Raw genomic sequence first — 26178 nt, forward strand, 5'->3', positions numbered from 1 at the left:
CCACCGTCTGCAGTCGCAACGGATCGCCATGAGGAGACGACGCATGACAGTCTCTCTTTTCCGACAGTTCGTGGCGGCGTGCGTCCTTGTCCTGGCGATCTGCGGGTCGGCTCGCGCCCAGCAGGACGGTACCTGCACTTCCGTCACCCTGCGCGATCCGCCACGCACGGCCATCCGCTGCCCCGGTGGGCTGATCATCGAAGCCGAGGCCGCCGCCCGACTGCAGATCCTCGCCCCCGCATCGGGCGGGCCGCCCCATGCCATCCGGCTTGACGGCAATGCGGTGCTCATCGAGCTGACGACCGCGCGGCCCTTCCAGATCATGACGCCGCATGCGATCGCATCGGTGCGCGGCACCGTCTATGCGGTCGACGTCGCGGCCGGCACCACTGCCGTCTTCGTCGCCGAAGGGCAGGTGCAGGTCGGCCGGCGATCGGGCCCCGACGCTGTCGTTCTCGGGCCGGGCGAAGGCGTCGATGTCAGCCCCGGCGAAGCCCTGACGGTCAGGCTCTGGCCGCAGGAGCGTGTGGCCCGGCTGTTCTCGCGCTTCGGACGCTAGACCCTTGCGGCGCCTGTCACGGGTTCCGCTACCGGCCATCGCCCTTGCCTGCCTTGCCGCCATCGCCTGGGCCGGATGGTTCGGCATGATGCATATCGGGGGACAGCGCAGCGTCGTCGATCGTCTTGAGGCGCCGCTCACCGATCTTCGGCTTCTCATCGCCGGCCGACGCGACGCGCCCGACGAGGTCGTGATCGTCGCCATCGACGATGCGACGGTCGCCGCCGAGGGCGGCTACCCTCTCGACCGGCGGCGCCTTGCTCGTCTGGCGCAACAGCTCGGTGCGGCGGGCGCAAGCACGCTGGCGGTCGACATTCTTCTCGTCGATCCGACGGAGACCGAGGCTGACACGGCGCTGGTCGAGGCGCTGGCCAGCCTTCCCAGCGTCATCGCCGCCGCGGGCCGGTTCCGGCAGGACAGCCTGCAGGCGGTCGCCGCGCCCACGTCCGACGACGAGCTGTGGCCCTTGCCGCAATTCGAGCAGGCGGCCGCGATCGGCCTTGCCAATGTCGCGACCGATGCAGGCGGAACGCCGCGTCACCTGCCGCTGCTGTTCCACTCGCAACGCGGCCTTCTCCAGGGCTTCCCCCTGCGCGCAGCCAGCCTTCACCGGCGTGCCGACCCGGTGCTGACAGCCGACAGCGTCACCCTCGGCGGCAACCCGGTCTCGCTCGACGCGCGCTGGCACCTTCCGCTGCGCTTCTACGGCCCGGCCCGGTCGATCCGGACGGTCAGCGCCCAAGAGGTCCTGTCGGGTCGCGGGCCGTCCCTGTCCGGCAGCATCGTCGTGCTCGGGGTCACCGCGACCGGCGTCGGCGACACCTTCCCCACCCCCTTCGATCCGGTTACGCCGGGCGTCGAGGTCCAGGCGACCGGCATCGCGCAACTGCTCGACGGCCGGAGCCTCGCCCGCACCGCGACGATCCGCCGGGTCGATGCATCCCTGTCCCTGCTGCTGGCCCTCGGCGGCGTGCTGCTGGTCCTGCTGGTGCCGCTGACCGGAAGCCTGCCCATCATCGGGCTGGTCCTCGTGGCTGTCCTGGGGGGAACCGTCATGCTGTTCGCGGGCGACATCTGGATGAGCGCCGCCCTGCCCCTGGTCGCCGCGGCGCCGCCGATCGCGTTAGCAGGCTTCGCGCGCCAGGTGCACGAGCGCCGCCAGGCGCGAACGGTCCTCACCGCGGAGACCGCGCTGCGCCGCTTCCAGCCCGCGCTGCTCGCCGAGCGCATCGCGACGGACCCGAACTATCTGAAGCAGCCGGTCGAACAATGGGCGGCCGTCCTGTTTCTCGACCTTTCCGGCTTCACCCGACACAGCGAGGCGCTCGGTCCCGCCCGCACACAGAGCTTCCTCAAGGCCTTCCACACACTCGTGGTCGACACGGTCGCCGACCATCAGGGCGTGGTGATGAACTTCATGGGCGACGGCGCCATGATCGTCTTCGGGATCGTCGAGCAGGCCGGCAATGCGGCGGGACGTGCCTTCGCGGCGGGACTGGCGTTGGCCGGCCGCACGCACAGCTGGATCGAAACGCAGCAGCCGGAGCCAGGCGACCTAGGCCTGCGGCTCGGCCTGCACGCCGGCCCGGTCGTCCTCGCCCGCCTCGGCCATGACGCCCACCAGCAGATCAGCGTCAGCGGCGACACGGTCAATCTGGCGAGCCGGCTGATGGAGGTCGCCAAGGCCGAAGGCGCGGTGTTTGCCGTCTCGACCGCGTCGATCGCGGCGATGGCACAGGATGGACAGTCCCCCGCCAAGCCCGACGCGGTGCATCTGGCCACCATTCGCGGCCGCAGCGCGGCCATCGAGGTCGCCCTCTGGCGGCACCTCCCAGGCGAGACGGCCGGCCGCACGGGCGATTGAGGCGGCAACGAGAGCCCGCAGCGCCGGATCCTGTCCGCCTGTTGACCGGCCCCCGACCGGTTCGGCTCCGCCGCCCCATGGACAAGACCGCATGGCGCCTCTTGCCGAGACCTCCAGCAGGCCGCTGCGCTTTGCAACCAGTTCGGGTGAGCGGTTAGCCGAGTACCAATCTTCATTGCAACAATCGCGGTCGCCACTCCCTTGTAGCGTCTAGACAACGACAGCGCGTTGATCCTCTCCGCCATCGCCTCTGCTTGCCAGGCGAGCAGTTGAGACGCGGCCGTTACCCAGGGAGACATTCATGGTCACGACAGTTGGACACGAAGGCGACATCAAGTCCCTCGTGCGGGATCTCATCCTGCTCGAAAACGACGCCATAGCAGCCTATGAAACCGCCATCGACAAGCTTTCGGACAAGAGCCTCGCGACACAGGTCGCAGCATTCCGCAAGGATCACCTGCATCATCTCGACGTGCTCCGGGAGATGGCCCGCGAGTTGGCGTTCGATCCGCCCCAGTCCGGCGACATCAAGGAATTCCTGACGACGGGCAAGGTGGCCCTGGCCAGCCTGGCCGGCGACAGCGCCATCCTGAAGGCGATGAAATCCAACGAGAACGACACCGTCACCGCTTACCGGCGCGCGGCCGAGCATGGCGAGGCGGTCGAGAAGTCGAAGGTCTTCTTCGCCCATGCGCTGGCCGACGAAGAGCGGCATCGTGCGTGGATGGAAACCACGGCAGCCAACCTTTGACGGCCTTGCCGGCCGTTCCGGCAACCCGCCTCCCCACGAACATCTCACAGTAAAACCCGAAGGGACTCCCCATGTTTCACCATTCATCCAAGCTCCAATACACCGTCCGCGTCGACAAGCCGGATCCGCAGTTCGCCAAGCTCCTGCAGCAGGCGATCGGCGGTGTCGAGGGCGAGATTCGCGTCGCGATGCAGTATTTCTTCCAGGCCATGGGCGCACGCGGCGACGACCGCATCCGCAACCTGCTGATGTCGACCGCGACGGAAGAGCTGTCACACATCGAGTTCCTCGGTCACGCCGTCGCTCTGAACCTCGAGGGTGCCCCGGTTACCGCAAAGGAAGAGGCCGCCAAGGACCCGGTCGTGCACGCCATTCTCGGCGGCGCCAATCCGCGGCACCTGCTGTCCTCGGGCCTTTCGGCAATGCCGGTGAATGCCAACGGCGTGCCATTCGACATGAGCCACGTTTATGCGACCGGCAATGTCGCCGCCGACATGCTGGCCAATGTGACGGCCGAAGCCGGTGGCCGTGTCCTGGCATCGCGCCTCTACAACTGGACCGAGGACGCCGGCATGAAGGACATGCTGTCCTTCCTGATCGCCCGGGACACGATGCATCAGCAGCAGTGGCTGGCCGTGCTGGAAGAGATGGGCGGCCTGAACGCGGCCCTGCCAGTGCCGAACTCGACGCCCGAGGCCCACGAAGCCACCGAGCACTCCTACTATTACCTGAACACGCATCTGGACGAGGAAGCCCCGAAGGGTCGCTGGGCGTCCGGTCCGTCCCTCGACGGACGCGGCGAGTTCACCGTCAAGCAGCAGCCGGAGCCCCTCGGCCAGAAGCCGACGCTCGGCAAGGCCAAGCCCAATTCCGGCGTGCAGACGGAACAGATCTGACGACAGGTCCATGGCGGGCGAGGCAAAGCCTCGCCCGCCCCCACAGTCACGCGATTCGCGTGCCTGGGCCGAAGGTTAGCCCGTACCGGGCGATGATTTCGCACATCCGGCCAGCAACGTAGGCGCCTAAGCGTTCTTTGCGGAACAACCGGCTTCCTCATCGCCTTCCTCCGTCAGTTCCGGGCTGCCGCCACATCACAGCCGACGAACAAAATCGTCTGCAACTTCAGGCCAGTCCAACATCGACGAGTTCCGTTCAGTCGCATTCCAGCGCTGAAACATTTCCCCATCGAGAAGGCAGTCCCATGAACAGCATCATCTACATCATCGGACTGATCGTCGTGATTCTCCTCATCCTGTCTTTCCTTGGTCTCAGCTGAGAGGTTTGAACCCATGACATCCGATACGTCCCCACCCAAAACACCGCAGTCCGATCAGGCCAAGGCAGATCTCGACCGATCCAGGGACCGCATCCGCCAGGAAACCGAATCGGCAAAGGCCGAGGCTGGAAAAGCCACCGACAATCTTCGTGACGCAGCCTCCGATCTGTCCGGCAAGGCCCGGCAGAGGGCCCAGGAAGAAGGCGAGCGCGGCAAGGAAACCGTCGCAAGCGGTCTCGATGACTTCGCCGCCGCGGTTCGCAAGGCGTCCGACGAGTTGGGCACCCGCGATCAGTCGATGGCGTCCAGCCTCGTTCGCGAAGTCGCCGGCGGCCTGGAGCAGGCCTCCAAGACGATCCACGGCAAGGATGTCGGCGAACTGACACGGTCCGTCGCCCGCTTTGCCCGCGAACGGCCGGCGACGTTCCTCGCCGGTGCCGCGCTTGCCGGCCTGGCGCTGGGTCGTTTCGCCCGCTCCTCGAGCGAGCACGAGACGGACGATTACGCGCCCCGGAGCAATGACGGCCCGTCCCGCCCCACCGGCGGTCCGGTTCCGGCAGGCTACCGTGCGTCCTATTCGGATCAGCCGCGGCCGACGGAAGGCGCTTTCCCGCGCGACGGCGATCCCGTCACGGGGACCACGCGCGGTCCGGTGAATCCCGCAAGACCCGCGCCGTCTCCGGTTTCGCCCGCGTCCACGACAACCACATTGCCGGGAGACAGAAAATGAGCGTCGAGCCAAGAGATACCCACACGGGCGAGCCCCGCACGCCGTCCGAACCACGGTCGCTGCCGGATCTGGTCGTTCACGCCCTGCGTGAGACCAGCGAACTCGTCCAGACCGAGACCCGCCTCATCCGGTCCGAACTGTCCGACAAGGTCACGCAGATCGAGACCGCCGGCGGATCGATCGCCGCGGGCGCGATCTTGCTTCTCGTCGCGCTGATCACCCTGACCGGGGCGCTCGTCACGGCCGTGGCGCAGATCGGCGACCCCGACATCGGCCCGGGTTGGGCAGCGCTCATCGTCGGCGTCATCATCGCCGCCATCGGTGCCGCGCTCCTGATGAAGGGCCGCAAGGACTTGGCGCCCGGCAGCCTCGCGCCGACGCGCAGTACCAACCAGCTGAGCAAGGATGCCCGGCTCGCAAAGGAGCAGACCCGATGAGCAGCGATACCGACCGGTTGGAGAAAGAGGCCGAAGCGCATCGCTCCAATCTCGATTCCACCTTCGACGCCATCCGCGGACGGCTCTCTGTGGGCCAGATGGTGGACGAATTCTCCGGCTACCTCAAGGAAGGCCAGGGCGCCGACACGGTGAAGAACCTCGGACGACAGGTTCGGGACAATCCCCTTGCGCTGGGACTGGTCGGCGCCGGCTTTGCCTGGTTGCTGATGGGCGACGGCGCCCGGGCCCGGGGCCACGCGGTGTCCGACCGCTTCAATGACTGGCGCGACGACCGGGAGTATGACCGGTTCGAAGAGGCCTTCCCGCCCGGGACGGAGCGTCCTGCGCCGCAGTCCGGCGTCAGCACGTCGGGCGTCGGTTCGTCCGGCGGCGGTTCGTCAGGCGGCGAAGGCATTGGCGCCAAGGTCTCCAACACCGCGGGCTCGGTCCGCGATGCGGGATCGAGCGCCGGCTCGAAGGCGGCCAGCGGCCTGCGCGGCGCCGGCCAGTCGGTTCGCGATACGTCCCGTTCCGCCGCCGACGCCTCGCGCCGCGGCATGCATGACGCGGGTGACGCCGTCTCGTCTGCCGCGGACGGTGCCATGCGCGCCGGCCGGCAGGCCTACCGGAGCGGCGCGCGCGCCCAGCGCAACATCGCCGACATGATCCATGAGGAGCCGCTGGTCTTCGGCGCCATCGCCCTGGCGGTCGGCGCTGCTGTCGGCGCCATGCTGCCGTCGACGCGGCGCGAGGACGAGTGGATGGGCGAAGCGCGGGACGAGGTCAAGGACGCAGCCTACGACCGGGCCCGTGAGGCTGCCCACAGTGCCGAGGATGTCGCCGTCAAGGCCTATGACGCTGCCAGCAAGGAGGCGGAGGAAAAGGGCCTGAAGCCGAGTTCCTCCAAGGACACCTCCGAGACTCTGGCCGAGAAGGTCGCCGACGTCACCCGGACGGCCGGCGAGACGGCCAGGACCGAGGCGGGCAAGAAGGGCTACTAGGCCGCGCAACCCTTGCTTGAGAGACTTGGCAGACCCCGCGAGCCGTTCATCGGTTCGCGGGGTTTTGTATCGCATGCGGTCGCGCACCCATCCCCAGACCGCTCGCTTGCAGCTCTCGAATAAATCCGCTCCGCACCTGACCTTTCCTGCGGATTGCCCGATCGCCAGTGTCCTTGCGGCGGTCCGCCTGCCTGTCAGAGGCTCGCCAGAAATGCCGCTGCGCTGTCCGCGATCCGCTGCTGCTCGTCGTCCGCGAACTTGTCGTAGGTGCGGACCATCTGCGCCATGCGGGGATTGTGACAGATCTTGTCGCGGTGCCTGGCAATGAAGTCCCAGTAGAGCGCGTTGAACGGACAGGCATCGGGGCCCGTGCGCTGCTTCACGTCATAGCGGCAATGCCCGCAGTAATCCGACATGCGATTGATGTAGGCGCCGCTCGCCGCATAGGGCTTGGAGGCGAGCAGGCCTCCATCGGCGAACTGGCTCATGCCCACCGTGTTGGGCAGTTCCACCCATTCATAGGCGTCGGCATAGACGCACAGATACCATTCGTGCAGTTCGTACGGATCGACCCCGGCCAGCATCGCGAAATTGCCGGTGATCATCAGGCGCTGGATGTGGTGGGCATAGGCCAACTCCTTGGTCTGCGTGACCGCTGCCCTGACGCAGGCCATGTCGGTCTCAGCCGTCCAGTAGAAATCCGGCAGCGGACGCGTGTGGCCGAAATGGTTGCTGCGCTCGTAGCCCGGCATCTTCAGCCAGTAGATCCCACGGACATATTCGCGCCAGCCGATGATCTGGCGGATGAAGCCCTCCGCCGCGTTCAGCGGCACGGTGCCGGAGCGGTAGGCATCCTCCACCTGCCGGCAGACGCGCAGCGGGTCGAGCAGCCCGCAATTCAGATATTGCGCGATGACGGCATGATACAGGAACGGCTGCCCGGTCAGCATCGCGTCCTGAAAGTCACCGAAATTCGGCAGGGCGTCTTGTAGGAAAGCGTCGAAGGCCGTCTGGGCATCGTTCCGCGTGACGGCGAAGCGGAAGGGCTCCAGATCGCCGAAATGGTTGCCGAAGCGCGCCGCCACCAGCGCCAGCACGTCCTGGCTGATGGCATCGGGTTCACAGGTCTTCGGCTGCGGCATGAAGAGATCGACGTCGGCCGGCTTGCGGTTTTCGGCATCGTAGTTCCATTTGCCGCCGACCGGTTTGTCGCCCTCCATCAGCAGCCCGGTCTTGCGGCGCATGTCGCGGTAGAAATATTCCATGCGCAGCTGCTTGCGGCCCGAAGCCCATTCCCGGAACTCCGCCGGTGAGGAAAGGAACCGGTCGTCCGGCAAAATCTCGACGGGGACTGCGAACCGCGTGCGCCAGCCCTCCAGCATCTGCGACACCCGCCACTCGCCCGCCTCGGTGACGAGGATGCGCTCCGGCCGGAGCTCGGCCTCGGCCTGCGCGACCTGCTCGGTGAAACTCCCCCGATTGCCAGGCGCATCGAGGGTCACGTAGTCGACCGTCCAGCCGGCGCGGCGCAGTTCGTCGGCAAAGTGGCGCATGGCCGAGAACAGGAAGGCGATCTTTTTCTTGTGGTGGCGCACATAGGTCGCCTCGTCGTGCAGCTCGGCCATGAGCACACGGTCCTGCGAGGGGTCGCCGGCGGCCAGGCTGGTCAGATTCGGCGTCAGCTGGTCGCCGAGCACCAGGATGAGGTTGCGGATTCCGGCCATCAGCAGGACCTCGAAAAGACGCAGATCCCGGCGAGGCTGCCGCGGGACGGGCCGCGTTCCAACAGGTGACCGGCAGTCATGACAAGCCTTCCTCCCGCAACAGGTCCGGGATCCGTTTCCTGAAAGCGAAGAAGCCCTTCTGCGCATGGGGCCAGAACTGCGCGTCCCATTGCCGACGCGTCTGTGCGAGCACGACCCCCTCCCGCGCCAGGATGGGTGCGATATCTGCCAGCCTGTCGGCGAGCGGACCGACCGGGGCGTAGGGTGTCACGATCTGTCGAACCCCCGCGGCATGGGCCGCCGCCGCCAGGGTCGCGGCATCCAGCCTGTCGGAGATTTTGGTAGGGCAGGAGAACCGCGCCGTGACTCGCGCTGCCGTGTCTTCTGCGGCCGACGCGACGAATGCCCGGGCCTTGTCGCCCCACAGCAAATCGGCGTCGGCTGTGACGATTGCTGCCTTGATCGGGACCTCGTCCGACAGAACCGATTCCGGATGCAGGTCCTCGTGGGTCACCAGCAGCAGCGACCGCTCGCCAGGAACAGGTGCTACCGGTGCGGGCAGGCTCCGTTCCGGCCCGACAGGTGGCTCCGTGAGCGCCACGGCCTCCTGCGCCAGGCCGACCGGGGCAAAGCGGCCATTCGTGTAGCGCGCGATGTTCTCGGTGGTGGCGAGATAGGTCTTGCCGGCCGTCTGCAGGCCGGCGACCCAGCGCCAGGACAGCGTGTTGCTCGCCGCATCCGCATCCAGCAAATGGCGGAGGAAGAAACCGGCGCCCAGGGCCCAGGGAAGGCGCAGCGTGAAGATCCAGATAGAGGCGAACCACATCCGCGCGTGATTGTGCAGGTAGCCTGTCGCCACCAGTTCGCGCGCCCAGTCGTCGAACCCGTCGATGCCGGTCGCGCCGTTCTCGGCGGCCGCGATCGCGCGGGCGTCGGCGAAGCGGCCGATTTGCCGGTCGCGCTCCTCCAGAAACCGCGACCAGACGGCGGGCCGCAGTTCCAGCCAGCCCTTCCAGTAGGTCCGCCAGAGCACTTCCTGCACGTATTTCTCGGCGCCGGACGGACCATGCTCCGCAAGAACGGTAGCGACGGTCTCGCGTTCGGTGATCAGGCGATAGCGCACATAGGGAGACAGCCGGGAGACCGCGCCGGGCTCGCCCGGACCGGGATCGGTATTGCGCCCGGCGGCGTATTGCCGTCCTGCCAGCGGTGCGAACCGGGCCAGGCGGTCCAGCGCAGCGCTGCGTGTGGGGACAAGGCAGGAGTTCGGATCGGGCATGGTGGCAGGCTTATCCGATGCGTACGGCCGTGTCCCACGACGGGGTGTCGCGGCAAACCTGCCACCCCCCGCCGGCATTCTGATGCCCGCGCCCCGATGGCGACCGCGCGTTCCCGCTCCGGTTGGCGGAGGTTCCGGCGCGGCCGTCTGCCATCGCCGGCGGGCACTGGGGAAGATGCCGCGTCCGGAGAAGGGATTGCCGAGGTTCGCAGCGCACCGATCCGGACGCACACTCCTTGGTCCGCGATCGAGCCTGAACCGGACAAAGCCCCTCAACACCAGCAAAAACTTGACGGATTGGTTGTTGTCGGGATGGGGCCGTGCAAGGCTGTGCGGTGTAGCTGTCCGCAGATTGCGGGCAGGCGGTGGTCGATGTTGCGGAAGGACCTTCCGTGAGATCCAACGCAAGCTCTCGAGTTGTGCGAGTATGGCGGATCAACCGCAAGAAGGTGGCAATCGCCCGGGACGCAAGTCAGAGGCGAAGCCCAACGGGCACACGGATGCCAGAGGCGGCGAGGCTGCCCTCCGGCCCAACGAGAATGACCGGCCCCGGACCGCCAGCGGCGGCGCCGCACCCGACGTGGCGGCTATCCCGGTTGTCGGCATTGGCGCGTCGGCCGGCGGCATCGAGGCGCTGAGCCTCTTCTTCGACGCCATGCCGGCCGACAGCGGCTGTGCCTTCGTGGTGGTGCTGCATCTCGATCCGAAGCGCGAGAGCGAACTGGCACGCATTCTCGCCTCCCACACGACGATGACGGTCGTTCAGGTCGAGGACGGCATGCGGCTGGCCGCAAACCACGTCTATGTCATCGCGCCCGATACCGATCTGAAGGTCAGCAACGGCGGACTGCAAGTGTCCAGGCCGACGGAGCCGCATGGACAGCGCCACCCCGTCGACGTGCTGTTCTCCTCCCTCGCCGCGGACCAGCGCCAGCGGGCGATCGCCATCGTGCTGTCGGGAACGGGAAGCAACGGGACCGCGGGGTTGCGCGATGTCAGGGCCGAAGGCGGCATGAGCCTGGTGCAGTCGCCCGAGACCGCAAAATTCGACGGCATGCCAAGGAGCGCGATTTCGGCGGATCTGGCCGATCACGTCGTGGCTCCCGAACAGATGCCGGACATCCTGTCTGCCTTCATGCGCCACGGCTATGTTGCCGCGCCGGCCGAGATCGAGGCCACTTCTCCCGAAGGCCATGCGACGCTCAGCCAGCTTCTGGATCTCCTGCGGGCCCGGGGCGGACACGATTTTCGCGGCTACAAGCAATCGACGCTGAGGCGGCGCGTTCATCGCCGTCTCGGCCTCAGAAACATCGCGACACTGGACGAGTATGTCGACGATCTGCGTACCAACGCCGACGAGGTCACCGCGCTCGTCGGCGACCTGATGATCAGCGTCACCGCATTTTTCCGCGACGCGGACGCCTGGAAGGCACTCGGGGACCTGGTGATCGCGCCCATGGTCGCGGAGCGCGAGACGGGCGCTTCGATCCGGATCTGGGCACCGGCCTGTTCCACAGGCGAGGAAGCCTATTCCCTCGCCATGCTGGTGAGCGAGCATGGCGAGGCGGCGGGCAAACACTTCGACCTGAAAGTCTTCGCGACCGATGCCCAGGAAATCAACCTGCGCAAGGCGCGCGATGGCATCTACCCTGCCGCCGCCTTGGCCGGCTTTCCGGCGTCGCGCCTGACGCGCTTCTTCGAGAAGCTGGACGGATCGTACCAGGTCAGCAAGGATCTGCGCGACATGGTCGTGTTCGCGCCGCAGAACCTGTTGCGCGACCCGCCCTTCTCGCGACTGGACCTGGTGTCGTGCCGCAATTTCCTGATCTACCTGGAACCGGCCGCGCAGCAGCGGATCGTCGCGCTTTGTCATTTCGCTCTGCGCCAAGGCGGTCATCTGTTTCTCGGCAACGCCGAAACGATCGGGCGGCACGAAGAGTTGTTCGAAACCGTCTCGAAGAAATGGCGCATATACCGCCGGCTGGGAGCCACCCGGCACGACCTGATCGAGTATCCGCCGCCGCGGGGCCGTTCGGAGCCGCGCCTTGTGGCGGGTCCATCGCCCGCAGGCCCGCAATCCGGCGCTTCGGTCGCCGACATGGCCCGTCGTGCCTTGCTGGAACGCTACGCCCCGGCTTCGGTGCTGATCGACCAGAAGGGCCGCGTCCTTTATTTCCACGGCACGACCCGCGACTATCTCGAAAACCCGCCCGGCGAGCCGACCCGGGATCTCCTGACGATGGTCCGCGACGGGCTGGCCGCCAGGTTGCGGGCCGCGATCCGCGATGCTTCGAACGAAAACAGGAGCGTGACGGTCAACGCCCGCATCCGGGAGAGCCAGACCGGCCGAAGCGTCGCGATGACGGTCATGCCGCTGCCAGCCTCCCCGCAGGACCAAGGCCTCCTGCTGGTCAGCTTCGCGCCCGCGCCGGCGGAGCCCGGTCCCACACCGTCCTCTGCGCAGGAGCATCCGGGCGAGGCCTCGTCCGATGAACGGGCGCTCCAGGACGAGTTGCGGGTGACCCGCGCCGAACTGCAGAGCACCATCGAGCACCAGGAAACCACCAACGAGGAGCTGAAAGCGGCGAACGAGGAAGCCACCTCGATGAACGAGGAGCTCCAGTCCACCAACGAGGAGCTCGAAACCTCGAAAGAGGAGTTGCAGTCGTTCAACGAGGAACTGAACACCGTCAACAGCCAGCTTCAGCACAAGATCGGCGAACTCGAAACCACCACCAACGATCTCAACAACCTCCTGACCGGTTCGGAGGTGGCGACGCTGTTCCTCGACGAAACGCTGCGCATCAGATGGTTTGCCCCGGCAACCAAGGAACTGTTCGATTTCGTCGCGTCGGACATCGGCCGTCCAATTGCGCATTTCGCGCGCAAGTTTGCCGACGAAAACCTGTTGCAGGATGTGGAAGCGGTCCTCAGGAAACTGTCGGTCATCGAGGCTGAGGTGCCAAGCGATGCAGGCCGCTGGTACATGCGCCGCGTGCTGCCCTATCGGACCCAGGACAACCGTATCGCCGGCGTCGTCATCACGTTCACCGACATCACCGACCTGAAACACGCCACCGATGCGATCAACGACGCGCGCGTCTATGCCGAAACCATCGTGCGGACGGTTCAGCATCCCCTCCTGGTTCTGGACCGAAACCTGCGTGTCCAGACGGCGAACGAGGCCTTCCGCGAACTGTTCGCGGTGTTCGACGAAGAGCCCAAGGGGCACATCATCTTTGAACTCGGCACCGGCGAGTGGAACAACCCGCCGCTGCGATCCCTGCTGGACAGGGTCCTTTCGGAAGACGAGGACATCCGCAGTTTCGCGTTCGAGCAGGAGCTCCATCGGACCGGACGGCGATCGATGCTGCTCACTGCGTGCCGATTGCAACAGGAGGGAGGCCGCGACGACCTGATCCTGATCGCCATCGATGACGTCACCGAGCGCAAGCGTTTCGAGGACCACCGGGAAATCCTGGTCGGCGAGCTCAATCATCGGATCAAGAATGTCATGGCGACGGTGCAGGCCATCGCGTCGCAGACCCTCAGCAGCGCCACGACGATGGAGGAAGCACGCGACACCTTCGGATCGCGGCTGATCGCGCTGGGCAAGTCACACGATCTCCTGACCCGCGAGAACTGGGCCGGCGCCGATCTGCGGAACATCGTCTCCGACACGGTCGAGCCGCATTCGGGCGGATGGAACCGCTTCCGGATCAACGGCCCCTATGTCTGGCTGTCGCCGAGCGCCGCGCTCTCGATCGCCATGGCGCTGCACGAACTGGCCACGAACGCCGCGAAATACGGCGCGCTCACGGTCGAAAAGGGCCTGGTCGAGATTGCCTGGCATCTCGTCGGCGAGGGGCAGGATCGACGGCTTGCGCTGCGGTGGACGGAAAGCGGTGGCCCGCCTGTCACCTCGCCCACGCGCAAGGGATTCGGATCGCGCCTGGTCCAGCGGGTGCTGGCGGCGGAACTGGGCGGAACGGTCAGCGTTGCCTATGAGACCTCCGGCGTCGTCTGCACGATCGATGCTCCCATGCCCGACGGTCAGAACAGGAGCAAAGCCGATTGACCGGACCAGCATCGAAACGGGTTTTGATCGTCGAGGATGAAGCGCTGCTGGCGATGCATCTGGAGGATCTGCTCAGCGCACTCGGGCACGAGGTCGTCGAACACGCCACGCGGATCGACATGGCCATGAAACTTGCCGGCGACTGCGACATCGATTTCGCGGTTCTCGACATCAACGTGGCCGGGACGCAGTCCTTTCCGGTCGCCGATATTCTGCGCCAGCGTAGCATTCCTTTTGCGTTTGCCACCGGATACGGGGCCGAGGGCCTGTCCGACGACTATCGGGATTCCCCGGTATTGCGGAAGCCGTATTCGCAGGCTGACCTGGAGGGCGCCATCGCGCAGATCTTCGGCTGACGCGGATGCAAATGCGGTCTCGCCGGGCTTGACCGGGATTTGACGAATTAGCTGAGAAGCCGGTTATCGCCCTGGTTCTCGAGCGTCAGGGCCGGCCGGCGAGATGTCTCCGGCGTGAGCCAGTCCTGCTCCACGAGGTCGCGGAGCTTGTAGGCCCGATCCAGCGCCTGTCTGCTGGCCGCATGCCATTCGTCGGACACGTCGCGCTCGGCGACCCCGCCATGCTCGGCCATCTGCAGGCAGAACTCGGCCCGCTCGTTGAGGAACCGCACCGCGGCCCGCATGACCTTTTCCATCTCGTCGAACTGCGCCGCGGCCATGACCTCGGCCGTGTAGCTGTGCCCGATGTGGCAGCCGAACTTGACGATCGACCCGACCGTGTACTTCTTCAATGCGCCGCCGCAGTCCGGACAGGTCACCGTCAGCGGGCGCTCGAAGGTCTGGCTGTCGTTGATTTCGGGCTCCTGCCCGTCCTGGTGAGAAGAGGATTTGGGCATGGCGACGTCCTTTCCGCCCTTTCGATCGACCAGTTTGATCAGCAACTCGGGGATGTCCGCGAGCGGCAGGCAGTAGTCCAGCACCACATGGTCCGCCGCGCTTCTCGGCATTTCGGGATAGGCGGCATCGTCCGGATCCTGGCCGATGGCGATCCCGCCGCGCCGCTTGATTTCATACAGGCCCACGGTGCCGTCGTTCAGGTTGCCCGTCAGGATCACGCCCACGGCGTCCGGGCCATGGCTGTCGGCGACGCTGCGGAACAACGGGTCGATTGCCGGCCGCGCGCAGTTCTCCTTGGGTCCCCGCAAGAGGCGCAGACGTCCGTCGGCGACAATGATGTGGCGATCCGGCGGCGCCACATAGATGTGTCCCGGGGCGATGGTTTCGCCATCCTCGGCATGCTTGGCCGGGACAGGACCGGCCGCATTCAGAAGCGCCGGCAACTCGCTGCGATTGGCGCCGATGTGAAGGACCACGAGAACAGGTGCGGCAAGCGTGACCGGCAACGCGGCGACCAGGGCGCGCAAGGCAGGCACACCACCGGCCGAAGCGCCTATGACGATGATCGGGGAACGAGCCATGACGACCTGTGCGCTGGGAGAAGATCTCGAGGATCGAGAACCAACGCGGCGTGGGGCGGAAGGTTCACCGGCGCGGCCGAACGACCACCGGACAGGATGATGGCGACGGTCTCAGCCCCCGGCGCATCTGCCCCGAAGTTGAACGCTCAGGCCGACATTCGATGCAGACCTGGAGTTCCGGCAGCACCTCAGAAGACGAAGTCGACCGAGGTCAGCAGCCAGCAGCCGGTGCCCCATTCGATCCGGTTGCCCGCCGCGTCGCCGTTGACGGCGCTGGTGCGGAAGACCGGCGTGCTGGGCGTGAGTTCCAGCTGGCTCGCCTCCTCGGCCGTGGCGAAGCCGCCGCTGATCCGGGTCTCGATCCGGCGATACTTGCCGATGCCATGGGCGACGAAGACGTCGGTGACTGATTGCCGCCGCGCATAGACGGTCGCGAAGTCCGGCAGGAGCCTGGCGGGCAGGATCTTGGTGCTGGCATGGATCGGCTGGCCATCGGCGGCGCGCACCCGGCGCAGCCGGATGACCGGGGCGCCGACCGGCAGGTGCAGTTGGGCGGCGGCTGCCGCGTCGGCCGCTTCCTCAGCCAGAACCAGCGTGCGGGTCTCGACCAGCTTGCCGTCGGCGCGCAGGCTGTCGAAGAAGCGGCTGCCGTCGCGCACCGACAGCGCCGAAGGCGGGCTGCGCACGAACACCCCGACGCCCTTGCGCGAGGTCAGATGCCCTTCCTGCTGCAACTGCAGCAGCGCCTGGCGCAGCGTGATGCGCGTGACACCGAATTTCTCGGCCAGGTGGATCTCTCCCGGAAGCTGGCTGCCGGGGCGCAGCCGCCCGTCCTCGATGAGCCCCAGGACATAATCGTGGATCTGCTGCCAGATCGGTGCGTCGCTGCGCGGCCGGAACACCAGATCGCCGAAATCCAGCGTATCGGCGGCGCGTTCGATCTGGCGCGAGAGGGTGCTGCTCATGTGTCTCACCCTGCCGCCATGGCAGGCGTCGCCATCTGACGCGCCCGGACGGGCAGCTCACCCAGCGCCCGCCGGGCGTAGACGATGCGCCCGGCGACCATCGTTGCGACAATTTCGGGATGATGCCCGTCGGCCATGTCCACCAGAATGAGATCCGCGCGCTTGCCCGCCGTCAGGCTGCCGCGATCCGGCAGTCCGGCGGCCCGCGCCGCATTGGTGGAGACGAGCGGCCAGTAATGGGCCAGCGCGTCCCGGTCGCCATCGGCCAGGGCGAAGGCCGCATGCAGCGGCGAGGGATAGTGATAGTCGCTGGTCAGGACCGTGCAATGGCCGGCCTCGACCGCTTCGCGGGCGTCCAGCGCACCATTGTGGCTGCCGCCGCGCACGACGTTCGGCGCGCCGAGGATGACGTCCTCGCCGCCGGCGCGTGCCTCCGCGGCCGTCTCGACGTTGAGCGGAAATTCGCAGGAGCGCGCGCCCAGCGCCCGAAAGCGGGCGCGCTCTTCTGGCGAAGCCTCGTCATGGGCGAGCAGCACGTTGCCCTTCTCCCGGGCGGCCGCTGCGAGTTCCGCGATGGCACCGGGCACGTCGTCGCGCCGCGCCCAGACCGCGTCGAGCAGCGCCATGTAGTCCTCGCGGGACAGGCCGGAGCGCTCGGCCATCTGGCCGATCTTGCGCGCGATCGTTCCCTTCAGCACCGAGCCGGTCGTGTGGTCGTTGAAGGCCAGGATCGGCGAAGGCTCCAGCGACAGCCAATCGGTCACCTCGGCCACCGCGTCGAGCGCGAAGGTCTCCCAGCGCAGATGCAGCCGCGTGTCGCAGCTCAGATGCGGGCGCAGGGCACAGAGCGACCGGATGAAGCTGCGCGCCGCATCGAGCGAGCGCAGCCCCGGTTCCCAGGAAATCGTCACGCCGTGGAATGTCGTGGTGATGCCGTTGCCCACCAGCTGGCGATCGGTGTCGCGCAGCGCCAGCCCGACATCGAAGCGCACGCCCGGCCGCGGCATGATCTGCCGCTCGAAGGCGTCGCCATGAATGTCCACGATCCCCGGCAGCACCAGCAGCCCCGCAGCATCCAGCCGCCGCGGTCGCGTGGCCGTATCGGCAATGTGCTCGCCCGCAATGGACAGGCCGCGCTCGGTCCAGTTTTCACCGGCCAGCGTCAGCCCGTCCTCGATCACCCAAGACATCTCGGCCCCTCGTCGTCGTGTCATTCATGCGTCATCTGCTGTCTATACAGATACCTGCGAACCCGCCGCCCTGTCTATACAGAAGGACAATCAAAATGCTTCGTTCGCTGGTTTTCGCTCTCGCCGCCACGGTGGCCACCTCGGTCTCGGCCCTTGCCGAACCCGTCCGGTTCGCCGTCACCGACATTGAAGGGCTGGAGGCCCTGCAGCAGGAATTCGGCGGCTTCCAGGAAGCGCTCGAAGCCGAGACCGGCCTCGACATCGAGCTGATTTCCGTCAGCTCGCGCACCGCGGCCGTCGAGGCGCTGAACGCCGGACAGGTCGAGCTGGTCCTGACCGGTCCCGCCGAATACGTGGTGATGAAGGAGCTGAGCGATCCGCGGATCGTCGTGGCCTGGCAGCGCCCGGACTATTTCGCCCAGCTCGCCGTGCTCGCGGACGGGCCGATCCGCACCATCGAGGACCTGAAGGGCAAGAAGGTCGCCTTCGGCTCGGTCGGCTCGACCTCGCAGCATCTCGGACCCGCCCAGGCGCTGGCCGACCAGGGCATCAACTATGGCGTCGACTACGAGCCGGTGATCATCTCGCGCAATGTCGCGGCAGAGGCCCTGATCCGCGGCGACATCGCCGCCATGGGGCTCAATTTCGACCATCTCAGCTCGATCCGCGAAGCCTTCCCCGATCAGGCCTTTGCCGTCGTCGCCCGCGGCCGCGACCTGCCGAACGACATCCTCGTCGCCAGCAAGGACATTCCGGACGACGTCTACGAGAAGATCCGCGACGCATTCCTCGAGAAGGGCAACGAGCTGATGAACGCCGTCCTCACGGGCGAGGACAACCAGAAATTCAAGGGCGGCACCTTCCTCACCGACATCGACGACAGCGAATACGACTACGTGCGCTCCATGTACCGCACGATCGGCGTCGACACCTTCACCGCCTTCGTCGAATGAGCGTTCTCCTGGACGAGACCGCGACCTCGCAGGCCAGCCGGTTTCGAACGGCGCTTTCGGCTCCCCCTGGAGGGGGGCCGAAGACGTTGGACGACCTCCCGTCCGTGGAGCCGGCAGCGACCATCATCAGCACCCGTGACCTCGGCAAGTCCTATGCGAACGGCCAGCGGGTCTTTGCCGGGCTGAAGATCGACATCAAGGCCGATCAGCGCGTTGCGCTGATCGGGTCGAACGGCGCCGGCAAGTCGACGCTGCTCAAATGCCTCGTCGGCCTGCTGCCGCTCAGCGACGGCGAGATCATGACGCTGGGCGAGACCTTCCGGTCGGCGCCGACCGGGGCGCAGCTGCAGCGCCTGCGGCGCCAGATCGGCTTCGTCTTCCAGAACCACGGGCTGGTCGGCCGCCAGTCCGTGCTGACCAACGTCATCCAGGGCAAGCTCGGCCTGCCGGGCGGATGGCGCGCCTGGCACCACTCATTGGCCCGCGAGGACTGGCGCGAGGAGGCGATGGCCGTGCTGGCCGAAGTGCGCCTCGCCGACAAGGCCTGTGCGCGCGCCGACCAGCTGTCCGGCGGCCAGGCCCAGCGCATCGCCATCGCGCGGGCGCTGATCCGCAAGCCGAAGCTGCTGATCGCCGACGAGCCGGCCGCGAGCCTCGACCCGGCCGTCGGGCGCGAGATCATGACGATCTTTTCCGACCTCGCCTCCGAGCACGGCATCACGCTGGTCTACACGACGCACGACATGGAGCATGCGATGCACTATTCGGACCGGATCATCGCGCTGAAGGCCGGCAGGGTGCATTTCGACCTGCCGACTCCGATGGTCGGCCGGCAGCAGATGGAAGACGTCTTCCATGGCTGATGTGCCCGCCCCGTCACGTGTGCCCTCGCGGCTGCCGTCGATCTCTCCGATCAGTTTCACGCTGCTCGTCGCCTTCGCGGCCGTGTTCCTGGTCTCTCTCGGCGAAGTCGCGCCGTCGCCCGAGCGGCTCGCCGCCGGGGCCCCGCAGATGATCGATCTGATCGGCCGGATGCTGCCGCCCAATCTGGAGCCGACGTTCCTGCAGCGCATGGGATGGCGCATTCTCGAGACCCTGCAGATCGCGCTGGTCGGCACGGTGATCGGCGTCGTCATCAGCCTGCCGATGGGCTGGCTGGCGGCGCGCGGCGTCTCGCCGCTCGGCGCGTTCCGGCAGCTGCCGCGGGCGATCGTCTCGCTGTTTCGCACCATACCGGATCTCGTCTGGGCGCTGATCTTCGTCTCGACGGTGGGGCTCGGCGCCATTTCCGGCACCATGACCATCGTCGTCGACACCATCGGATTCTGCGGCCGGTTCTTCGCGGAAGCCATGGAAGAGGCCGACAAGAAGCCGCAGGAAGCGCTGCGGGCCATCGGTGCCTCGCGGGTCAGCATCCTCTTCGGCGCGACGCTGCCGAGCATCATGCCGACGCTGATCAACAGCTCGCTTTTCGCCCTGGAAAAAGGCGTCCGCTCTTCGGTGGTTCTGGGGCTCGTCGGCGCCGGCGGCATCGGCCAGGAACTGAAGGTCGCTTTCGACCTCTTCCAGTATCGCAACGCCTCGGCGATCATCCTCGCCATCTTCGCGATCGTGCTGGTGATGGAATATTTCACCGACAGGCTGCGCGCCCGGTTCCAGTGAGCCGACAATCGCGTGCCCGCCCATCGACGGCACCCAGGCGGCCAATTCGGGATGCGCGCGGGATTTCGCGCAGGCCGCCCGCCAGTAGACCATAACGGACAGAATGCTCATGCCCTCCTCCGCCGAACCTTGCCCCGACACCGCCCAGCCCGCGCGCCGCCGCGCCATGGAAGCCTTTGCCGCCAGCGACGCGCCGACGCTCGCGGCGGCATGGGATGCCATCGCGGGCGAAACGACGGTCACCAGCCTGCGCGGCCCCGAGGCCGGGCTGGTCATGTTGCGCGGCCGGATCGGCGGCAGCGGCGCGCCGTTCAATCTCGGCGAGGCCAGCGTCACCCGTGCCAGCGTGCGCCTTGCCTCGGGCGAGGTCGGCCACGCGATGGTGCTCGGCCGCGACACCGACCATGTGCGCCTTGCCGCGCAACTCGACGCCGGCTGGCAGCGCGAGGACTGGCGCGCCGCGATCGAAGCCGCGGTCGTCGAGCCGGCGCTGCGCCGGCAGGCGGAGGCCGACCTCCGCTCCGCCGAGGAGACCGAGGCGACGCGGGTCGACTTCTTCACCATGGTCCGGGGAGACGACTGATGGCCGACACGATGGTTTCCTCCACGCTGGAAGGCGGCTTCGCCGACCCGGTCTTCGATGCCCAGGCGGCCTTTTCGGCGATCATGAACGCCTTTGCCCGGCCGGGCACGATCGTCGATCTCGCAGGCCTCGCCCGGCCCCCGGCACCGGTGCCGCCAGCGGCGGGCGCCTTCCTGGCCGCGCTGGCCGACTACGACACGCCGCTCTGGCTCGACGAAGCGGCTCTTGGCGCCGGCATCGCCGAATGGCTGACCTTTCATACCGGTGCGGCGATCGTCTCCGATACTGCCGCGGCAAGCTTCGCCCTCGCCTGCGACCCGTCCGCGCTGCCGCCATTGTCGCGATTTGCCGGCGGCACAGCGGATTTCCCCGACCGTTCGGCGACGCTGATCCTCTGCCTGCCGGACCTGCGCGACGGTCCTCCGCTGGCGCTCACCGGGCCCGGCATCGAGAGGGAGGCGTTCGCCAACCCGCAGGGACTGCCGGACGGCTTCCTCGCCGGCTGGGCGGACAATCGCGGCCTTTATCCCTGCGGCATCGACGTGCTGCTCGTTGCCGGCAGCGAGGCCCTCGGCCTGCCGCGCACAACGAAGATCACGGAGCGCTGAGATGTATGTTGCCGCCAAGGGAGGCGAGGCCGCCATCGGCGCCGCCCACCGCCTGCTCGCCGACCGCCGCCGCGCCGACCGCAACGTCCCGGCGCTGACCCTTGAGCAGATCGCCGGGCAGCTGTCGCTCGCCGTCGACCGCGCCATGGCGGAGGGCTCGCTCTACGATCCGGAGCTCGCGGCGATGGCCGTGCGCCAGGCGCGCGGTGACCTGATCGAGGCGATCTTCCTGATCCGCGCCTATCGCACGACGCTGCCGCGCTTCGGCTATTCGGCGCCGGTGGACACCGGCGCGATGCGCATCGAACGCCGCGTCTCGGCGACCTACAAGGACCTGCCCGGCGGGCAGCTTCTCGGGCCGACCTTCGACTATACCCATCGGCTGATCGACCCGGCGATGGCCGGCGACGAGCCCGTCGAGCCCGGGACGCGGCGCGACTGGCCGGGCGAGCGCTGCTCGCGGGTCACCGACATTCTCGGCGAGGACGGCTTGATCGAGCCCGACGCGGCGGACGGGACCGGCGAGCCGGGCGATCTCACCCGCGAGCCGATGGAATTTCCAGCCGGCCGCGACCTCAGGCTGCAGGCGCTGTCGCGCGGCGACGAAGGGTTCCTGCTGTCGCTCGCCTATTCCACCCAGCGCGGCTTCGGCCGTTCGCACCCCTTCGTCGGCGAGATCCGCATCGGTTTCGTCGATGTCGAGATCGAGATGCCCGAGGTCGGCTTTCCCGTCACCATCGGCCGCGTGCGGCTGACCGAGTGCCAGATGGTCAACCAGTTCAAGGGCTCGGCCGAGGAGCCGCCACAATTCACCCGCGGCTACGGCCTGGTCTTCGGCCAGTCGGAACGCAAGGCGATGGCGATGAGCCTCGTCGACCGGGCGCTCAGGGCCGACGAGTTCGGCGAGGAGCGCAATGCGCCAGCGCAGGACGAAGAGTTCGTCATCGCCCATTCCGACAACGTCCAGGCGACCGGCTTCGTCGAGCATCTGAAGCTGCCGCATTACGTCGACTTCCAGGCCGAGCTCGACCTCGTCCGCCGCCTGCGGCGCGACCACGCGGCTGCGACGTCCGAAGCGGAGGACGAGCTGAAGGACGCGGCGGAATGACCGCCGTCGTCTCTTCAGCGGTCTCTCCGGCCAAGGAAATACCAGGCCGCGGCAAGGCCGCAGAGGATCAGCGCGAACTCCGCGAGCACCAGCCAGCCGCTTCCCATCCCGTCTCCCCTGTGCGGTCCGCCGCACTGTCCATCCCAGCAGAAGGCCCGGCACGATGACGGCGGCGCTTCCCACCTACAACTTCGCCTATCTCGACGAGCAGACCAAGCGGATGATCCGCCGCGCCCTCCTGAAGGCGTTCGCCATCCCCGGCTACCAGGTGCCGTTTGCCTCAAGGGAAATGCCGATGCCCTATGGCTGGGGCACCGGCGGCGTGCAGGTGACGGCAGCGATCATCGGGCCGCACGACGTCCTCAAGGTCATCGACCAGGGCGCCGACGACACCACCAATGCCGTCTCGATCCGCGCCTTCTTCGAGAAAACCGCCCAGGTGGCGACGACCACGAAAACCGTCGATGCCACGATCATCCAGACCCGGCATCGCATGCCGGAGACGCCGCTGACGGCGGGCCAGACGCTGGTCTTCCAGGTGCCGATCCCGGAACCCTTGCGGTTCCTCGAGCCGCGCGAGACCGAGACGCGCGTGATGCACGCGCTGGAGGAATACGGGCTGATGCACGTCAAGCTCTACGAGGACATCGCCCGGCACGGCCACATCGCCACGACCTACGCCTATCCGGTCAAGGTCGAGGGGCGCTACGTGATGGACCCCTCGCCGATCCCGAAATTCGACAACCCGAAGCTGCATCGCTCGCCGGCCCTGCAGCTTTTCGGTGCCGGCCGTGAGAAGCGCATCTACGCGCTGCCGCCCTTCACCGACGTCGTCAGCCTCGACTTCGAGGACCATCCCTTCACGGTACAGCGCTTCGACCGGCCCTGCGCCCTGTGCGGGGCCGAGAGCGTCTTTCTCGACGAGGTGGTCACCGACGACAAGGGCGGCCGGATGTTCGTCTGCTCCGACACCGACTGGTGCGAAACCCGGCGCGAGGCGGGACATGTCGGCGATGGCGCGCCGGACGGGCGGAAGGAGGCGGCGGAATGAGCGCCGTGCGTGAAAGGGTCAAGCGCGGCTACTCGGCCGGCGCGACGGCCCGAAGCGCTTCGTTGAGGCGCTCTTCCCAGCCTTCACCTGTTTTCCGGAACCGGGCGACGAGATCGTCGTCGACGGCGACCCGTGTCCTGCCCAGTCGACGCGCTTCGTATTCGACCCATGGTATCAGGACGGCATCCTCAGGAAGCGGCAGGCAATCTGGATCGGACAACGCGTCCGCCGTGATGGCGGCGTCCTCTTCCGGTGTCATTTCCGCAAGGGTCCGCTTCGCCGCAGCCCGCGCCGCTTCCCACTTCTCGGGGCTGGGCGAATGGTCAGCGATCCCCGATCTGCGTGTAACGATCATAGAGACTGACCTCCCTCTTGTTGGCCTTGCGGAGCGATATGATCCTGCGACGGTCGTTGCGTTCAGTATAGACAAGGAAATGGGCACGGCCATCGATCATGCCAATGGCCTGTATACGCCGTTCGCCATAGTCCCAGCGCCCATCGTCGGCAATCATCGCCGAGGTGAAATCGAAGCGGAGCAAGTCCTCGAAGGGCGGCCGGCCGCGAGCGACGTTCTCGGCCGCCTTGCGATCATCCCATTCGAAAAGCGGCCCCTCGACCATCCGTCGAATCTATCGGCGACGCCTGCAAAAGGCGAGCGCCAAGGCGCTTTCCCCAAGGCCATCTGCGAGCTTGTTCCATGAGCCAGGCACCCTCTGCTGAAGTCGCCCCCCTCCTGTCCGTCCGGGACATCACCAAGAGCTACGGCGCGCGCGTCGGCTGCGAGGACGTGTCGTTCGATGTCTGGCCCGGCGAAGTGGTTGCCATTGTCGGCGAGTCCGGCTCCGGCAAGACGACGCTTCTGAACTGCATCTCGACGCGCCTTGCGCCGACCTCCGGCACGATCTCCTACGCCATGCGCGACGGCACGATGCGCGATCTCGCCAGCCTCGGCGAGGCCGAGCGCCGGCTCTTGATGCGCACCGACTGGGGCTTCGTCCACCAGCATGCGAGCGACGGCCTGCGGATGCGCGTCTCCGCCGGGGCGAATGTGGGCGAGCGGCTGATGGCGGTCGGCGACCGCCACTACGGCGAGATCCGCGCGACGGCGACCGACTGGCTCGGCCGCGTCGAGATCGCCGCCGACCGCATCGACGACCAGCCGGTGGCCTTCTCCGGCGGCATGCGCCAGCGCCTGCAGATCGCCCGCAACCTGGTCACCCGGCCGCGCCTCGTCTTCATGGACGAGCCGACCGGCGGGCTCGACGTCTCGGTGCAGGCGCGGCTGCTCGACCTGATCCGCACGCTGGTGTCGGAAATGGGCCTGTCGGTGGTGATCGTGACCCACGACCTCGCCGTCGCGCGGCTGCTGTCGCAGCGCATGATCGTGATGAAGGCGGGGCGGATCATCGAGCACGGCCTGACCGACCGGGTCCTCGACGACCCGCACCACGCCTACACCCAGCTCCTCGTCGCCTCGATCCCGGAAAGCTGAGCCATGCCCGACCAATCACAGCCGATCCTTATCGTGCGCGACGTCGCCAAGACCTTCACCATGCATCTGCGCGGCGGGCTGCGCCTGCCGGTCGTCGCCGGTGCCTCCTTCACCGTCGGGGCCGGCGAATGCGTCGTCCTCGGCGGACCATCGGGCGTCGGCAAGTCGTCGATCCTGCGCATGGTCTATGGCAACTATGCCGTCGATGGCGGCCAGATCCTGATCCGCGACCCACAGAGCGGCGACGATGCCGATCTCGCCGCGGGCGACCCGCGCGAGATCATCGCGCTACGCCGCAATGCCATCGGCTATGTCAGCCAGTTCCTGCGGGCGATCCCGCGCGTGCCGGCGATCGACGTGGTGGCCGAGCCGCTGGTGTCGCGCGGCGTGGCCGTGGAGACGGCACGCGCGCGGGCCAGGGAACTGCTCGCCCGGCTCAACCTGCCCGAGGCGCTGTTCGAACTGCCGCCGGCGACATTTTCCGGCGGCGAGAAGCAGCGGGTCAACATCGCCCGGGGCTTCATCACCGACCATCCGCTGCTCCTGCTCGACGAGCCGACGGCCTCGCTGGACGCGGAAAACCGCGACGTGGTCTGCGCGATGATCGAAGCGAAGAAGGCCGCAGGCACCGCCATCCTCGGCATCTTCCACGATGGCGAGGTGCGCGACCGGATCGCCACGCGCATCGTCGACGTCTCGACGTTTTCCGCCCGGGCAGCGGCCTGATGCCGCGACTGTCCGTGACGCCGCTGATCCACCCGAACGCCGAGGTCGAGGATTGTGACATCGGCCGCTATACCGAGATCGCCGGGCGAAGCCGCCTCGCCGAGACGGTGCTCGGCGACTATTCCTACGTCATGGAAGATTGCAGTATCTGGTGCGCGGCGATCGGCAAGTTCGCCAACATCGCCGCCGCGGTGCGGATCAACGCCACCAACCATCCCACATGGCGCGCCACCCAGCACCACTTCACCTACCGCGCCGGCGACTATTTCGAGGGCGAGGTGAACGAGACCGCCTTCTTCGAGTGGCGCCGGGCGCACCGCGTCGTGATCGGCCACGATGTCTGGATCGGCCATGGCGTCACGATCCTGCCGGGCGTGACCATCGGCAACGGTGCGGTCGTCGGCGCCGGCGCCGTCGTGTCGAAGGACGTGCCCGCCTACGCCATCGTGGGCGGCGTCCCGGCCAAGTTCATCCGTCCGCGTTTTGCCGAGGGGGTCGGCGCCAGGATGGACGCGCTGGCCTGGTGGGACTGGCCGCACGAAACCCTGAAGGCGGCGCTCGCCGACTTTCGCAGCCTCGATGCGCAGGGCTTCCTGGAACGCCACGGCGGCTGAGCCACTGGCCCCCGGGCGCCGGCCGGCAAGTGTCATTCAACGTTTACCATCCCGTCATCGGGCTCACATGCGGCGCTCCTATGAGTCGTCCG

26 protein-coding genes are annotated in these 26178 nt (G+C 67.3%); 19 read left to right on the forward strand and 7 right to left on the reverse strand.

All coding sequences use genetic code 11. From position 1 onward, the window contains the following. Positions 1-43: 43 nt before the first annotated feature. The 7 genes from VQ042_RS00430 (at position 44) to VQ042_RS00460 (ending at position 6618) form a co-directional block, all read left to right on the forward strand. The gene (locus tag VQ042_RS00430; RefSeq protein WP_331814382.1) at positions 44-559 is read left to right on the forward strand and encodes a FecR domain-containing protein; all 516 of its coding nucleotides are present in this window, start codon (positions 44-46) and stop codon (positions 557-559) included. Positions 560-563: 4 nt separating this feature from the next. Beyond that, complete coding sequence (locus VQ042_RS00435; protein ID WP_331814384.1) at positions 564-2423, forward strand: CHASE2 domain-containing protein; 1860 nt, start codon at positions 564-566, stop codon at positions 2421-2423. Between the two features lie 301 nt (positions 2424-2724). Then, a complete protein-coding gene (locus tag VQ042_RS00440; RefSeq protein WP_331814386.1) occupies positions 2725-3174 on the forward strand; it encodes a ferritin-like domain-containing protein in 450 nt (149 codons plus the stop codon). A 71-nt stretch (positions 3175-3245) separates the two neighbouring features. Continuing rightward, positions 3246-4070, forward strand: a complete 825-nt coding sequence (locus tag VQ042_RS00445; protein ID WP_331814388.1) for a manganese catalase family protein — start codon at positions 3246-3248, stop codon at positions 4068-4070. A gap of 393 nt (positions 4071-4463) precedes the next feature. Beyond that, positions 4464-5180 carry a hypothetical protein gene (locus tag VQ042_RS00450; RefSeq protein WP_331814389.1) on the forward strand — a complete coding sequence of 239 codons (717 nt, stop codon included), beginning with the start codon at positions 4464-4466 and terminating at the stop codon, positions 5178-5180. Beyond that, positions 5177-5617: a phage holin family protein gene (locus VQ042_RS00455; protein ID WP_331814391.1), complete on the forward strand. Its 441-nt coding sequence runs from the start codon at positions 5177-5179 to the stop codon at positions 5615-5617. Before VQ042_RS00450 ends, VQ042_RS00455 begins: the two co-directional genes overlap by 4 nt. Then, positions 5614-6618: a hypothetical protein gene (locus VQ042_RS00460; RefSeq protein ID WP_331814393.1), complete on the forward strand. Its 1005-nt coding sequence runs from the start codon at positions 5614-5616 to the stop codon at positions 6616-6618. The genes VQ042_RS00455 and VQ042_RS00460 overlap by 4 nt, the downstream gene beginning before the upstream one ends. A 194-nt stretch (positions 6619-6812) precedes the next feature. Here VQ042_RS00460 and VQ042_RS00465 read toward each other — a convergent pair whose 3' ends face one another. After that, positions 6813-8342: a cryptochrome/photolyase family protein gene (locus VQ042_RS00465; RefSeq protein WP_331814395.1), complete on the reverse strand. Its 1530-nt coding sequence runs from the start codon at positions 8340-8342 to the stop codon at positions 6813-6815. A 76-nt stretch (positions 8343-8418) separates the two neighbouring features. Further along, positions 8419-9621 (reverse strand): FAD-binding domain-containing protein, encoded by a 1203-nt coding sequence (locus tag VQ042_RS00470; protein WP_331814397.1) that lies wholly within the window; start codon positions 9619-9621, stop codon positions 8419-8421. Positions 9622-10201: 580 nt separating this feature from the next. On the opposite strand from VQ042_RS00470, the gene VQ042_RS00475 reads away from it, so the two are divergent. Together VQ042_RS00475 and VQ042_RS00480 are read left to right on the forward strand one after the other, a co-directional pair. Then, positions 10202-13699: a chemotaxis protein CheB gene (locus VQ042_RS00475; RefSeq protein ID WP_331814398.1), complete on the forward strand. Its 3498-nt coding sequence runs from the start codon at positions 10202-10204 to the stop codon at positions 13697-13699. Then, the gene (locus VQ042_RS00480) at positions 13696-14055 is read left to right on the forward strand and encodes a response regulator (RefSeq protein WP_331814399.1); all 360 of its coding nucleotides are present in this window, start codon (positions 13696-13698) and stop codon (positions 14053-14055) included. Before VQ042_RS00475 ends, VQ042_RS00480 begins: the two co-directional genes overlap by 4 nt. A gap of 47 nt (positions 14056-14102) precedes the next feature. Here the strand turns inward: VQ042_RS00480 and VQ042_RS00485 are convergent, their stop codons facing one another. From VQ042_RS00485 to VQ042_RS00495, 3 genes are all read right to left on the reverse strand, one after another. Further along, on the reverse strand, positions 14103-15134 hold the full coding sequence (locus VQ042_RS00485) for a chemotaxis protein CheB (protein ID WP_331814401.1): 1032 nt from the start codon (positions 15132-15134) through the stop codon (positions 14103-14105). Positions 15135-15322: 188 nt separating this feature from the next. Next, a complete protein-coding gene (gene phnF, locus VQ042_RS00490; protein WP_331814403.1) occupies positions 15323-16099 on the reverse strand; it encodes a phosphonate metabolism transcriptional regulator PhnF in 777 nt (258 codons plus the stop codon). A 5-nt stretch (positions 16100-16104) separates the two neighbouring features. Further along, a complete protein-coding gene (locus tag VQ042_RS00495) occupies positions 16105-17289 on the reverse strand; it encodes an alpha-D-ribose 1-methylphosphonate 5-triphosphate diphosphatase (RefSeq protein WP_331814404.1) in 1185 nt (394 codons plus the stop codon). A 95-nt stretch (positions 17290-17384) separates the two neighbouring features. Between VQ042_RS00495 and VQ042_RS00500 the strand changes: the two genes are divergently transcribed. From VQ042_RS00500 to VQ042_RS00530, 7 genes are all read left to right on the forward strand, one after another. Further along, the gene (locus VQ042_RS00500; protein ID WP_331814405.1) at positions 17385-18242 is read left to right on the forward strand and encodes a PhnD/SsuA/transferrin family substrate-binding protein; all 858 of its coding nucleotides are present in this window, start codon (positions 17385-17387) and stop codon (positions 18240-18242) included. Positions 18243-18328: 86 nt separating this feature from the next. Then, entirely contained in the window at positions 18329-19105 is a 777-nt protein-coding gene (locus tag VQ042_RS00505) for a phosphonate ABC transporter ATP-binding protein (protein WP_331814406.1), read from the forward strand. Next, positions 19098-19904, forward strand: a complete 807-nt coding sequence (gene phnE, locus VQ042_RS00510; RefSeq protein WP_331814408.1) for a phosphonate ABC transporter, permease protein PhnE — start codon at positions 19098-19100, stop codon at positions 19902-19904. Before VQ042_RS00505 ends, phnE begins: the two co-directional genes overlap by 8 nt. Before the next feature lie 109 nt (positions 19905-20013). After that, positions 20014-20487: a phosphonate C-P lyase system protein PhnG gene (phnG, locus tag VQ042_RS00515; protein WP_331814410.1), complete on the forward strand. Its 474-nt coding sequence runs from the start codon at positions 20014-20016 to the stop codon at positions 20485-20487. After that, the gene (phnH, locus tag VQ042_RS00520; RefSeq protein ID WP_331814412.1) at positions 20487-21095 is read left to right on the forward strand and encodes a phosphonate C-P lyase system protein PhnH; all 609 of its coding nucleotides are present in this window, start codon (positions 20487-20489) and stop codon (positions 21093-21095) included. Before phnG ends, phnH begins: the two co-directional genes overlap by 1 nt. Position 21096: 1 nt before the next feature. Further along, positions 21097-22203 carry a carbon-phosphorus lyase complex subunit PhnI gene (locus VQ042_RS00525; RefSeq protein WP_331814414.1) on the forward strand — a complete coding sequence of 369 codons (1107 nt, stop codon included), beginning with the start codon at positions 21097-21099 and terminating at the stop codon, positions 22201-22203. A gap of 163 nt (positions 22204-22366) precedes the next feature. Continuing rightward, positions 22367-23254, forward strand: coding sequence for an alpha-D-ribose 1-methylphosphonate 5-phosphate C-P-lyase PhnJ (locus tag VQ042_RS00530; protein ID WP_331814416.1), 888 nt, complete (start codon positions 22367-22369; stop codon positions 23252-23254). Positions 23255-23282: 28 nt separating this feature from the next. On the opposite strand, the gene VQ042_RS00535 is transcribed toward VQ042_RS00530, so the two are convergent. Together VQ042_RS00535 and VQ042_RS00540 are read right to left on the reverse strand one after the other, a co-directional pair. Then, complete coding sequence (locus tag VQ042_RS00535) at positions 23283-23609, reverse strand: BrnA antitoxin family protein (protein WP_331814418.1); 327 nt, start codon at positions 23607-23609, stop codon at positions 23283-23285. Beyond that, positions 23578-23874: a BrnT family toxin gene (locus VQ042_RS00540; protein WP_331814420.1), complete on the reverse strand. Its 297-nt coding sequence runs from the start codon at positions 23872-23874 to the stop codon at positions 23578-23580. The genes VQ042_RS00535 and VQ042_RS00540 overlap by 32 nt, the downstream gene beginning before the upstream one ends. Positions 23875-23951: 77 nt before the next feature. Here VQ042_RS00540 and phnK point away from each other — a divergent pair, with 77 nt between their 5' ends. From phnK to VQ042_RS00555, 3 genes are read left to right on the forward strand one after another with little or no spacing between them, the layout of a single operon-like run. Further along, positions 23952-24746, forward strand: coding sequence for a phosphonate C-P lyase system protein PhnK (gene phnK, locus VQ042_RS00545; protein ID WP_331814422.1), 795 nt, complete (start codon positions 23952-23954; stop codon positions 24744-24746). A 3-nt stretch (positions 24747-24749) separates the two neighbouring features. Continuing rightward, entirely contained in the window at positions 24750-25472 is a 723-nt protein-coding gene (phnL, locus tag VQ042_RS00550; protein WP_331814424.1) for a phosphonate C-P lyase system protein PhnL, read from the forward strand. Further along, positions 25469-26086, forward strand: coding sequence for a DapH/DapD/GlmU-related protein (locus VQ042_RS00555; protein WP_442879999.1), 618 nt, complete (start codon positions 25469-25471; stop codon positions 26084-26086). Before phnL ends, VQ042_RS00555 begins: the two co-directional genes overlap by 4 nt. Positions 26087-26178 lie beyond the last annotated feature (92 nt).

It is taken from the genome of Aurantimonas sp. A2-1-M11 (assembly GCF_036549475.1).
Taxonomy (GTDB): domain Bacteria; phylum Pseudomonadota; class Alphaproteobacteria; order Rhizobiales; family Rhizobiaceae; genus Aurantimonas.